The sequence below is a fragment of the Rhizobium sp. 01T437 genome (genome assembly GCF_056398505.1).
Window position 1 is genome coordinate 1 of record NZ_JBFTPM010000019.1, and the last position, 11,963, is coordinate 11,963.

11 protein-coding genes are annotated in these 11,963 nt (G+C 61.1%); 7 read left to right on the forward strand and 4 right to left on the reverse strand.

The window, feature by feature from the left end; genetic code table 11:
- Positions 1–29 precede the first annotated feature (29 nt).
- The 4 genes from tauA to scpA all read left to right on the forward strand — a co-directional run bounded on the left by tauA (position 30) and on the right by scpA (position 4,901).
- Positions 30–980, forward strand: a complete 951-nt coding sequence (gene tauA / locus AC1DM5_RS28485; protein WP_477976317.1) for a taurine ABC transporter substrate-binding protein — start codon at positions 30–32, stop codon at positions 978–980.
- 64 nt (positions 981–1,044) lie between these two features.
- Entirely contained in the window at positions 1,045–1,839 is a 795-nt protein-coding gene (locus tag AC1DM5_RS28490; protein WP_477976281.1) for a taurine ABC transporter ATP-binding protein, read from the forward strand.
- Positions 1,836–2,666 (forward strand): ABC transporter permease subunit, encoded by an 831-nt coding sequence (locus AC1DM5_RS28495; RefSeq protein ID WP_477819592.1) that lies wholly within the window; start codon positions 1,836–1,838, stop codon positions 2,664–2,666. The genes AC1DM5_RS28490 and AC1DM5_RS28495 overlap by 4 nt, the downstream gene beginning before the upstream one ends.
- Before the next feature lie 99 nt (positions 2,667–2,765).
- Entirely contained in the window at positions 2,766–4,901 is a 2,136-nt protein-coding gene (gene scpA, locus AC1DM5_RS28500; RefSeq protein ID WP_477819593.1) for a methylmalonyl-CoA mutase, read from the forward strand.
- Position 4,902: 1 nt separating this feature from the next.
- On the opposite strand, the gene AC1DM5_RS28505 is transcribed toward scpA, so the two are convergent.
- Positions 4,903–6,063 carry a fumarylacetoacetate hydrolase family protein gene (locus AC1DM5_RS28505; protein ID WP_477819594.1) on the reverse strand — a complete coding sequence of 387 codons (1,161 nt, stop codon included), beginning with the start codon at positions 6,061–6,063 and terminating at the stop codon, positions 4,903–4,905.
- 368 nt (positions 6,064–6,431) lie between these two features.
- Here AC1DM5_RS28505 and AC1DM5_RS28510 point away from each other — a divergent pair, with 368 nt between their 5' ends.
- From AC1DM5_RS28510 to AC1DM5_RS28520, 3 genes are read left to right on the forward strand one after another with little or no spacing between them, the layout of a single operon-like run.
- Positions 6,432–7,442: a Gfo/Idh/MocA family protein gene (locus tag AC1DM5_RS28510; RefSeq protein ID WP_477976283.1), complete on the forward strand. Its 1,011-nt coding sequence runs from the start codon at positions 6,432–6,434 to the stop codon at positions 7,440–7,442.
- 10 nt (positions 7,443–7,452) lie between these two features.
- Positions 7,453–8,550 carry a Gfo/Idh/MocA family protein gene (locus AC1DM5_RS28515; RefSeq protein ID WP_477976285.1) on the forward strand — a complete coding sequence of 366 codons (1,098 nt, stop codon included), beginning with the start codon at positions 7,453–7,455 and terminating at the stop codon, positions 8,548–8,550.
- Between the two features lie 10 nt (positions 8,551–8,560).
- Positions 8,561–8,971: a VOC family protein gene (locus AC1DM5_RS28520; protein WP_113319651.1), complete on the forward strand. Its 411-nt coding sequence runs from the start codon at positions 8,561–8,563 to the stop codon at positions 8,969–8,971.
- A 61-nt stretch (positions 8,972–9,032) separates the two neighbouring features.
- Here the strand turns inward: AC1DM5_RS28520 and cydX are convergent, their stop codons facing one another.
- Genes cydX through AC1DM5_RS28535 form a run of 3 tightly spaced genes read right to left on the reverse strand, consistent with a single transcriptional unit; the run spans position 9,033 to position 11,906 of the window.
- Positions 9,033–9,155 (reverse strand): cytochrome bd-I oxidase subunit CydX, encoded by a 123-nt coding sequence (gene cydX / locus AC1DM5_RS28525; RefSeq protein ID WP_007815879.1) that lies wholly within the window; start codon positions 9,153–9,155, stop codon positions 9,033–9,035.
- A 12-nt stretch (positions 9,156–9,167) separates the two neighbouring features.
- A complete protein-coding gene (gene cydB, locus AC1DM5_RS28530; protein ID WP_477819596.1) occupies positions 9,168–10,322 on the reverse strand; it encodes a cytochrome d ubiquinol oxidase subunit II in 1,155 nt (384 codons plus the stop codon).
- Between the two features lie 6 nt (positions 10,323–10,328).
- Positions 10,329–11,906, reverse strand: a complete 1,578-nt coding sequence (locus AC1DM5_RS28535) for a cytochrome ubiquinol oxidase subunit I (protein ID WP_477976287.1) — start codon at positions 11,904–11,906, stop codon at positions 10,329–10,331.
- Positions 11,907–11,963 lie beyond the last annotated feature (57 nt).

The following is an 11,963-nucleotide window of genomic DNA, read 5'->3' on the forward strand; positions in this document are numbered from 1 at the left end:
GTCCTCACCTTGACCACCTAGTCCTCACCTTGACCACCTATGCGGCCGACGCTGCCGACGTCACGCTGAATATCGGCTACCAGCCGATCGTCGAGCCGTCACGCGTGCCGCAGGCCGACGGTACCTATGAAAAGGAGACCAAGGCCAAGATCAACTGGCAGAAATTCGATAGCGGCGCCGATGTCATCACCGCCATCGCTTCCGGTTCCATCGATATCGGTTATGTCGGCTCATCGCCGCTTGCCGCTGCTGCCAGYCGCGAACTGCCGATCGAGACGATCTATGTCGTCGGTCTCATAAGCGACGCCGAAGCGCTCGCCGTCAAGAACATCACCAAGCCAGAAGATTTGAAGGGTAAGAAGATCGCCACGCCCTTCGTTTCGACCGCGCATTACAGCCTGTTGACGGCGCTGAAGCATTGGAAGGTCGATCCGAAGTCGGTGCAGATCCTCAACCTGCGTCCGCCGGAAATCGCTGCTGCCTGGGAGCGTGGTGACATCGATGGCGCCTATGTCTGGGACCCGGTCCTGGCGCAGCTGAAGAAGAGCGGCAGCGTGCTCGCGACGTCTGCTGATGTCGCCAAGTGGGGCGGCCCGACCTTTGACGCCTGGATCGTCAGCAAGAAATTTGCCGAGGCCCATCCTGAAGTCGTCACCGGCTTCGTGAAGGTCACGGGTGCGGCTTATGCCTCCTACCTCGCCAATCCGGATAGCTGGAATGCGAAATCACCGGAGGCCGAAAAGATTGCCAAGCTCACCGGTGCCAAGACCGATGAAGTGCCGGCTCTTCTCAAGGGCTACACTTTCCCGAGCCTGAAGGAACAGGCCAGCGCCGATCTCCTCGGTGGCGGTACGACGAAGGCCGTTGCTGAAGCGTCGGCCTTCCTCCTCGAGCAGGGCAAGATCCCCGCCGTTCTAAAGGACTACAGCCCCTATGTTTCCGACCGCTGGGTCAAGGAAGCAGCCAAGGCAGGTCTTTGATCCTCCCAAGGGTCCCGGCGCGGCTTCGGCTGCGCCGTTTTTTTCTCAAACAGGTGATGCCCATATGAGCACGCTTTCACTACAGTCTCTGGCGCTCGATTATGCCGAGGCAGGCAGTCGTCGGAAGAGACGTGTGCTTGATGGCGTCAACCTGCATATCGCTTCGGACGAATTCGTGGTCGTCATCGGCCGTTCGGGCTCCGGCAAGACTAGCCTTCTCAATATTGCTGCCGGTTTCACTGAGCCGAGCGATGGGCGCGTGCTGGTCGACGGTAAAGAGATCGATGGGCCAGGTGTAGACCGGGCCGTGGTATTTCAGGACGACGCGCTCTATCCATGGCTGACCGCCGCCGGCAACGTGGCCTTTCCACTGAAGCTTCAAGGTATCTCGAAAGGGGAGAGACAGCGCCGCGCGGAAGAACTGCTGGTCAAAGTCGGGCTCGATGGCGCGGGTCACAAGAATATCTGGGAACTCTCAGGCGGCATGCGCCAGCGCGTCGGCATCGCTCGCGCCCTGGCCTCCGGCCCTCGCTTCCTGTTGCTTGATGAACCGCTCGGTGCGCTCGACGCGCTCACACGCAGCCGCATGCAGAAATTCCTGCTGGATGTCTGGGCGGAAAGCAAAACCGGTGCCCTGCTGATCACCCACAGCATTGATGAGGCGCTGTTGCTTGCGACACGCGTCATCGTGCTGGCGCCCAATCCCGGCCGTATCGTCGCCGACATCAGGACCGAGTTTGGCGAGGCTCTCCTCGAAGGCAAAAGCGTCAAGGAGATCAAAGCGCTCACTGCGTTTAAAAATCTGCACGACGAGCTGACCGCACTCATCCACGCGGATGAAGAGGAGATTGCCGCATGAGCGTCGAGGCGGAAGCACTCACAACCGCGGTGTCGGATCAACCGGCAGAGGCACGGCCGAAACGCCGCGGCACGCTGCCGATCTCGCTTGCGACAATTGCCGTCATTATTGCCGGCTGGAGCCTTGCTTCGGCCTATGGCGCCGTCTCGCCGGTCTTCCTGCCGTCGCCGCTGGTCGTGGCGAAATCGCTCGCCAATGTCGCGATCAACGGCTTCGTCGATTCCACACTCGCCGAACATACGCTCGCAAGCCTGCTGCGCATCTTCGCAGCGCTCGCCGTCTCGCTCATCATCGGCGTGCCGGCAGGTCTTGCGATCGCCACGAGCCGTATCGGCAAGGGCATTCTCGATCCGATCGTCGAATTCTTGCGGCCCCTGCCGCCGCTTGCCTATCTGCCGCTGATCATCATCTGGGTCGGCATCGGAGAGGCGTCGAAGGTTACTGTCATCTCGCTCGCCATGCTGCCGCCGATCATCCTGTCGACGGCAGCAGGCGTCAAATCCGCTCCCGGCGATTTCGTCAACGCTGCCCGCTCCTTCGGGGCGAGCCGGTTGCAGGTCCTGCTGCATGTGATCCTTCCGGGTGCCATTCCGTCGATCCTGACGGGCACGCGCATTGCGCTGGGCGCCGGCTGGTCGACGCTGGTTGCGGCCGAGCTCGTTGCGGCAAGTCAAGGCCTCGGCTTCATGATCCAGTCGGCGGCGCAGTTTCTGGTGACCGATATCGTCATTGGCGGGATCATCGTCATTGCCGCGATTGCCTTCCTGCTGGAGATCCTGGCGCGGCTGATCGAGCGGCTCTTCGTGCCCTGGGCCGCCCATCGCTGAACGTCTATCATCGCCTTGCCGATCAAATTATCCTAAGGCTGTATCGCGCCGCGCCACCGCATGGTGGTAGCGTGGCGCGCAGACGATGCGGAGGATGATATGACGAAGAAGACGCTGTCGGACTGGGAGGCGCTGGCGGAAAAGGAGCTGCGCGCAGCACCGGATACGCTGACCTGGCACACGCCCGAAGGCATCGACGTCAAACCGCTCTACACGGCCGCCGATCTCGATGGCAGCGACGCGGACAGTCTGCCGGGATTTGCGCCCTTCACTCGCGGTCCACGCGCCACCATGTATACCGGCCGGCCCTGGACGATCCGGCAATATGCCGGCTTCTCGACCGCCGAGGAATCCAACGCCTTCTACCGCCGCAATCTCGCCGCGGGTCAGAGGGGCCTCTCCGTGGCCTTCGATCTCGCTACCCATCGCGGCTATGACAGCGATCATCCACGGGTCGTTGGCGATGTCGGCAAGGCGGGGGTGGCCATCGATAGCGTCGAGGACATGAAGATCCTGTTCGACGGCATTCCGCTGCAGGACATGTCCGTTTCCATGACCATGAACGGTGCGGTCATCCCGATTCTTGCGAATTTCATCGTCGCCGGCGAGGAGCAGGGTGTTTCGAAGGCGGAGCTTTCCGGGACCATCCAGAACGACATCCTCAAGGAGTTCATGGTCCGCAACACCTATATCTACCCGCCGGAACCCTCGATGCGCATCGTTGCCGATATCATCGAATATACGGCGAAAGAGATGCCGAAATTCAATTCGATCTCGATCTCCGGCTATCACATGCAGGAGGCGGGCGCGACGCTGGTGCAGGAGCTTGCCTTCACGCTTGCCGACGGGCGCGAATATGTGCGGGCGGCGATCGCCAAGGGGCTGAACGTCGATGATTTCGCCGGCCGACTCTCCTTTTTCTTCGCGATCGGCATGAATTTCTTCATGGAGGCGGCGAAGCTCCGCGCTGCCCGCCTGCTCTGGACCCGCATCATGGAGGAGTTTGAGCCAAGGAAGGCCGCCTCGCTGATGCTGCGTACCCATTGCCAGACCTCGGGTGTGTCGCTGCAGGAGCAGGATCCCTATAACAACATCATCCGCACCGCTTTCGAGGCGATGTCGGCCGTGCTCGGCGGCACGCAGTCGCTGCACACCAACTCCTTCGACGAGGCGATCGCGCTGCCGACGGAGTTTTCCGCGCGTATTGCTCGCAATACGCAGCTCATTCTGCAGCATGAAACCGGCATTACCAACGTCGTCGATCCCCTAGCCGGCTCTTATTATGTCGAGAGCCTGACCAAGGAACTGGCCGACAAGGCATGGGCGCTGATCGAAGAGGTCGAGGCGCTGGGCGGCATGACGAAGGCCGTCAATGAAGGCCTGCCGAAGCGACTGATTGAAGAAGCCGCCGCCCGCCGCCAGGCCGCGGTCGACAAGGGCGACGAGATCATCGTCGGTGTCAACAAATACCGGCTCGAGACCGAACAGCCGATCGACATTCTCGAGATCGACAATAGCGCGGTGCGTGCTGCGCAGATTCGCCGGATCGAGGAGACCAAGCGCCGCCGTGATAGCGTGAAGGTCAAGGAGGCGCTAGCGGCACTTCTGGAGATTGCTCGCAGCGGCAACGGGAATCTGCTTGCAGCCGCCGTTGATGCAGCGCGGGCGCGTGCCACCGTCGGCGAAATCTCCGATGCAATGCGCGAGGTTTTCGGCGATCATTTCGCCACGCCCAAGGTTATCCGCGGCATCTATGGTGCGGCCTACCGGGACGAGCCCGAGCTTGACGTGCTCAAGGTGCGTATGGCGGAAGTGACTGAGGCGATGGGCAGAAAGCCGAAGATCATGGTCGCCAAGCTCGGCCAGGACGGACATGACCGCGGCGCCAAGGTCATCGCCTCGGCTTTCGGCGATGTCGGCTTCGACGTGCTCGCCGGACCGCTGTTCCAGACGCCGGAAGAGGCGGCCGGCATGGCGCTCGGCGAAAAGGTCAATGTCGTCGGCGTTTCGTCGCTGGCGGCCGGCCATCGGACGCTATTGCCGCAGCTGATCGACCGGCTGAAGGAGCAGGGCGGCGGCGATATCATCGTTGTCTGCGGCGGTGTCATTCCCCGGCAGGATTATGAATTCCTGCACGAACACGGCGTTGCCGCCGTGTTCGGTCCGGGTACCAATGTGCTTGAGGCCGCGAACTCCGTTCTCGACCTCTTGCAGGGTATCAGGCGAAACCAGTAGTTTAGAGCAATCCGCGCTTTGCGAGGTTGCTCATCAGCGCCGAGATGCCGAAGGTCCAGGGTGGGCATTCGGTGGACAGCCTGACGGTGTTGACCAGCGCGCCGAGACCGGCCGACGAGATTTCCACGACGTCGCCGATCTTGTGGGTGAAGCCCTGGTTCTTCGCATCGCGGTCCTGTGTCGGCGCAAAGAGCGTGCCGAGGAATAGCATGAATCCGTCAGGGTATTGATGGTGGGCACCGACGGTCTGCTTGACGAGATCGGTCGGGTCGCGGCTGATCTGCGACATGGAGCTCTTGCCATGCAGCACGAAACCGTCCTGGCCGGTGACCTTGAGGTCCAGCTCGGCCTTGCGCACGTCGTCAAGGCTGTAGCTCGCGTCAAACAGACGGATGAAGGGGCCGATGGAGCAGGAGGCGTTGTTATCTTTCGCTTTGCCGAGCAGCAGCGCCGAGCGGCCCTCGACGTCGCGCAGGTTCACGTCATTGCCGAGTGTCGCGCCCTTGATCTCGCCGCGGCTGTTGACGGCCAGGACAATTTCCGGCTCCGGATTGTTCCATGTCGAGATCGGGTGCAACCCGACATCCGAACCCCAGCCGACGGACGAAAGCACCGGCGACTTGGTGAAGACTTCGGCGTCAGGGCCGATACCGACTTCCAGATATTGCGACCAGATGCCTTCCTCGATCAGCGCCTGCTTGACCTTGGCGGCTTCCGGCGAGCCGGCCTTGATATTCGTCAGGCTGCCGCCGATCAGAGTGCTGACACGTTCGCGGATGGAGGCTGCGCGATCCGGATTACCAGCCGCCTTCTCCTCGATGACGCGTTCGATCATCGACTGGGCGAAGGTTACGCCGCAGGCCTTGATTGCCTGCAGGTCCGCCGGCGCCAGGAGATAGGCCTTGCTCGCATCGGGCTTGCCTGTGCTGTTGGCGGCAATCGCCTCCAGCGTGCCGAGCACCCTGCCGGTGGCGGCCCGGACGAACTCTGCCGCATCGGCTCGTTCCAGCAGCGCGCTCAGCGTCGGCGCTTCGGCGGAGGTGATATCGACAAGTGCGCCGTCGCGAAGCGTCACGATGCTCGGTCCGGCAACATCAGGATTCCAGGCGCGGCCGACAAACAGGCCGCCCGAAGCGGTAGCATCGAGGGGAGAATGGGACATGGTGATCTTCCGTCACAGGGCGGAGCGGGGAGCGCTCCTGCAGAAAGGGATAGCTGCCGTCCTCCTACCCGACGGCTCCCGAAAATCGAGCATATTCATCAGGCAAGAGCAAGTCTCAACGGACGAAAAGCGGTTCGCATCGGCGGCTTGCGCCCGCGACGCAATGGAGCACCCAAGCGGCATTTCATCATAACTTATAACTATTTAGATACAAAATAACCGTTCTATTTCATATATTTACCAATGCGGCAAAAGAGTTTTGCCGCTGATCTCGCCTTGACAGGGCTTCTCTTTCGCTGTCTGTTTTGCACCATGGAGAAGGGTCGGCGGCTGCCGATTCCGGAAATTTCGCGGGAGGAAATACTGCGATGCTGAGATTTGCCGTCGTCGGGATCGACCATGGGCACACGTTCGATCATGTGAAGGGACTGCTGGCCGCGGGTGCCGAATTCGTCGGCTATTGTCCGCAAACGACTGTGCCTGCAATCCGCGAAATGTTCGAGAAGACCTATCCGGATGCGCCTCAGATCGATCGCGAGAAGATCTTCGCCGACCCCTCGATCGACGTCATCTGCATTGCTGCCATTCCGCGCGACCGCGCCGGCCTTGCCATCCGCGCCATGAAGGCTGGCAAGGATGTGATGACCGACAAGCCGGGTGTCACGACCTTTGCCCAGCTGGAAGAGGTCAAACGTACCGTTGCCGAGACCGGCAAGATCTTCTCCATCTGCTTTTCCGAGCGCCATTGCGTGCGCTCCGCCGTCAAGGCGGGCAAGCTGGTGAAGGAGGGCGCGATCGGTAAGGTCATCCAGACGCTCGGCATGGGGCCACACCGGCTGCAGCTGCCGACACGGCCGGACTGGTTCTTCGATCCGGAAGCCTTTGGCGGCATCATCGTCGATATCGCCTCGCATCAGGTCGACCAGTTCCTGTTCTACACAGGCTCGACGACGGGTGAGGTGGTCGCAAGCTCTGTTGGTAATTTCGGCATGCCGGAAAAGCCTGATTTCCAGGATTTCGGCGAAGTGCTGCTGCGTTCCGACAAGGCAAGCGGTTATGTCCGTGTCGACTGGTTCACGCCGGAGGCGCTGCCCACCTGGGGCGACGGACGCCTGACCATTCTCGGCACCGAGGGTTATATCGAGCTGCGCAAATATATCGATATCGCCGGTCGGCCCGGCAAGGATCATCTCTTCCTCGTCAACGGCAAGGAGATGACGCATATCGATTGCAGCGGCGAGAAGCTCGACTATTTCGACGCCTTTGCCGCCGATGTAAGCGATCRCACCGAAACGGCGATGACGCAGAACCACGTTTACGAGGTCTGCCGCCTTTCAATCGAAGCACAGACCAAGGCCGCCCGCATCGGCACCCGCTGAGGAAAACATCATGACACGGAAACTGCGCGTGGGCGTCATCGGCGCGGGCATTGCCGAACGGCATCTGACAGGCTTCGGCTGGAACCGCGATCTTTTCGAGGTTCCCGTTCTCTGCTCTCTCGACGCGGATCGCGGCCAGCCGCTCTGTGAGGAGCACAAGATTCCTGAATATACCCAGGATACGGATTCGCTCTTCACACGCGACGATCTCGATATCATCGATATCGCCACGCCGCCGAGCTCGCATTTCGAGCTTTGCAAAAAGGCGATCGAAAGCGGCAAGCATGTGATCTGCGAAAAGCCGCTCTTCGGCTCGATCGCCGAAGTGGATGAAATGGCGCGCATCCTGGCGCGTTCGAACGGCCGCAAGCTGATGCCGATCTTCCAGTACCGTTACGGCAGCGGCCTGCAGAAGCTGAAGCTTTTGATCGAGCGCGGCCTGGCCGGCAAGCCCTTCCTCACCACCATCGAGACCCATTGGTGGCGCGGGCCGGACTATTACGCCGTGCCCTGGCGCGGAAAATGGGCGACGGAACTCGGCGGCGGCCTGCTCGGCCATGCGATCCATGCCCATGACATGCTGAACTATGTACACGGTCCATGCGCCGAGGTGTTTTCCTATGGCGCGACGCTGGTCAATCCGATCGAGGTGGAAGATACCGCCGCGCTATCGGTGAAGATGCAGAACGGCTCCCTCGCTACGCTGTCCATGACGCTCGGCTCACGCAAGGAGATCTCCAGACTGCGTTTCTGCTTCAGGGATCTCGTCGCCGAGAGCATTCAGGAACCCTACACGATGGGCCGCGATCCCTGGACCTTCATCGCTGGGACCGAGGAACATCAGGCCCGCATCGACGCAGCACTTGCCGGCTACGAAGCCAAGGAAGACGGTTATACGCGCCAGTTCGAGCTGTTCCATCAGGCCCTTATGGAGGGCAAGGATCCGCCGGTCACCCTGCAGGATGCGCGCAATTCGCTGGAGCTCGTAACAGCCGCCTATTATTCGCAGCGTACCGGCCAACCGACGCCGATGCCGATCACGGCCGATCATCCGCTCTATCGGTCTTGGCTGCCGGAAGAAGATCAGCGCGTTGCGGCCGGCGGCTGAGGTAGTGAAGATGCTGAAATCATTCGAACATATCGGTATGACCGTCAGCAATATGGATCGTGCCATCGAGTTCTATTGCGGTCTGCTCGGGCTAAAGTTGCAGCTGCGCAAGCAGATGCCTGATGGTATGCAGGTTGCCTTCCTTGACGCTGGCGGCGGCATGCTGGAAGTTTTCGCACCGCCCGGGGGTGCTGCAAGAGCGGTTGATCTTCCCGAAGGAACGGCAGGCGTCAAGCACATCACCTTCCATTTCGAGAATGTCGAAGAAACCTTCGCGCAGCTGGAAGCGGCAGGCGTCGAAATCAAGGAACGGCCGCGCTTTGCCGTCCACTCGGAGATGCTGAACAGGATCGCCTTTGTCCGCGATCCCGATGGCATCATTGTCGAGCTTGCGGAGCGGTCGCAGAACCGGCTTGGCTGACAGCTGTGCGGCGATGAGCTGAAAGAAAAAGGGCGCGGTTTGGGCCGCGCCCTTCAATTCTTTATCGGCGTTCGCCCGATGCCTTTTTCTTGGCTTCGTCATCCACCAGCTCGTACCATATGGCGTTGAGGACGGCGAAGGCGGCTGCCAGCGGCAGGCCGAGTATCCATGCGAAATACCACATCGTTTCGTCTCCTCAGTAAGCGTGGCTGTTTTTGTCGGTGATGCTCTTCTCGTCGACCTTGCCCCACAGCACCTTGTAGACCCAGGCGGTGTAGGCAAAGATGATCGGCAGGAAGATGACCGTAACCACCAGCATGATGAAGAGCGTCTGGTGGCTCGACGATGCATCCCAGACCGTCAGGCTCGACCTCGGATCGAGCGAAGAGGGCAGGATGAATGGGAACATCGACAGGCCAACCGTCGAGATGATGCCTGTTATCGAGAGGTCGCTGAAGAGCAGGGTCATGACTTCCAGCCGTGCTCGCATGGCAAGGAAGGCGGCAACCGCACCCAGGAAGCCGAGTACCGGAGCGGCGATCATCCAGGGATGGGTGCCGTAATTGGCAAGCCATGCACCGCTTTCCAGCGCCACCGTCTTCAGAAGCGGGTTCGACGGGCCGACCGGGCTGATATCGCTGGTGATGCGATAACCGCTGACGCCGGCCCAGAGCCACAGGCCGCCGATCGCAAAGAGCACGATGACCACAAGCGCTGCGATGCTGCCGAAGCGCCGGGCGCGATCGGCAACCGGCCCCGTTGCCTTTAGCACGAGCCATGCGCTGCCATGCATGACGAGCATGGCGACGGAGAGCAGCCCGCAGAGAAGGGCGTATGGGTTCAGAAGCGCGAAGAACGAGCCCTCGTAGAAGATCCGCATATCGTCCGCGAAGCGGAAGGGAACGCCCTGCAGCACGTTGCCGACGGCAACGCCGAAGATCAGCGACGGCACGAAACCACCGATGAAGAGTGCCCAGTCCCAGCCGTTGCGCCAGCGTGCACTGTCCCGCTTGGAGCGGTACTTGAAACCGACCGGGCGAAGGATGAGGGCGAAGAGGATCGCGAACATCGCCAGATAGAAGCCCGAGAAGGAGACCGCGTAGAGCGGCGGCCAGGCGGCGAAGATCGCGCCGCCTGCGAGGATGAGCCAGACCTGATTGCCTTCCCAGGTGGCGCCGATCGTGTTGATGGCGACACGGCGTTCCGCATCGGTCTTGGCGACGAAGGGCAGGAGCGTTCCGACGCCGAGGTCGAAGCCGTCGGTGACGGCGAAGGCGATCAGGAGCACGCCGAGCAGCACCCACCAGATGAGGCGCAGGGTTCCATAATCGATGAGTTCGTGAAGGATCATGACAGGTCACTCCGCGGGAACGAGGGTTTCGGAAATGAGCTTGGCTTCCGGTTCGTGGTCCGGTTCCGGCCCCTGGCGGATCGCCCTGAGCATCAGGCTCATCTCGATGATGATCAGCGTCGTGTAGAGTGCGGCAAACCCGATGATGGTGAGCAGCACCGCCCAAGCGCCGTGATTGGAGACGGCAACCGCCGTCGGCAGCACGCCTTYGATCACCCAGGGCTGACGGCCGATTTCGGCAACCACCCATCCAGCCTCGATCGCGATCCAGGGCAGTGGGATGGCAAAGACCGCGATGCGCAGCAGCAGCGGATACTTGTCCAGATGCCGGCGGGCCGACAGCCAGAAGAAGGTTGCCGTCAGAACGATGAAGAACATGCCGAGGCCGACCATGATGCGGAACGACCAGAAGAGCGTCGGCACATGCGGGATGGTGTCCCGTGCCGCCTGGGCAATCTGTTCGTCGGTCGCCTGACGCGGATCGTCGACATAGCGCTTCAGGAGCAAGCCATAGCCAAGGTCGTGGCCTAGATCCTCGAAGGAACTGCGGACTTCCTGGGCGACCTGATCCTGGGCCGGTGCGGAACGGATCTGCATCAGCGCATCGTAGGCCTTGATGCCGTCGCGGATGCGGATCTCGGCCTGCTGTTCCAGCTTGTCGATACCGGGAATTTCGGTCGTCAGCGAGCGTGTGCCGATCAGGCCCATGACCCAGGGGATATGGATGGCGAAATGTGTCTCGCGTGCTTCCTGATCGGGGAAGCCGAAGGCGGTGAAGGCAGCCGGTGCCGGCTCCGTCTTCCACATCGCTTCGATTGCGGCGAGCTTCATCTTCTGGTTCTCGGTGGCGAGATAGCCGCTTTCGTCACCGAGCACGACCACCGACAGCGCTGAAGCGAGGCCGAAGGAGGCAGCGACCGTCATCGAGCGCTTGCCAAGCTCGATATGTCGGCCCTTCAGCATGTACCAGGCCGAAACCCCGAGCACGAAGATCGAGGCGCAGACGTATCCCGCCGAAACCGTGTGGACGAATTTCGCCTGGGCGACAGGGTTGAAGACCACGTCGAAGAAGCTGACGATCTCCATGCGCATCGTCTGCGGATTGAGCGCGGAACCGACCGGGTTCTGCATCCAGCCATTGGCGATGAGGATCCAGAGCGCGGAGAAATTCGAGCCGAGCGCCACCGCCCAGGTGGCGACCAGATGGCCGACCTTCGACAGCTTGTCCCAGCCGAAGAAGAAAAGGCCGACAAAGGTCGCTTCGAGGAAGAAGGCCATCAGGCCCTCGATTGCCAGCGGTGCGCCGAAGATATCGCCGACATAATAGCTGTAATAGCTCCAGTTCATGCCGAACTGGAATTCCATGACGATACCGGTTGCGACACCCAGCACGAAATTGATGCCGAATAGCGTGCCCCAGAATTTCGTCATCTGCCGCCAGATCTGGCGGCCGGTCATGACATAGGTCGTCTCCATGATGGCAAGCAGCACGGAAAGGCCGAGCGTCAAGGGCACGAACAGAAAGTGATAAAGCGCAGTCAGCGCAAATTGGAAGCGCGATAGCGCTACGATGTCTAGTTCCATTGTGTTACTCCCACGGTCCCACGGGGTATCAAGAAGTTTCCGCATTGCCGGCTGGCC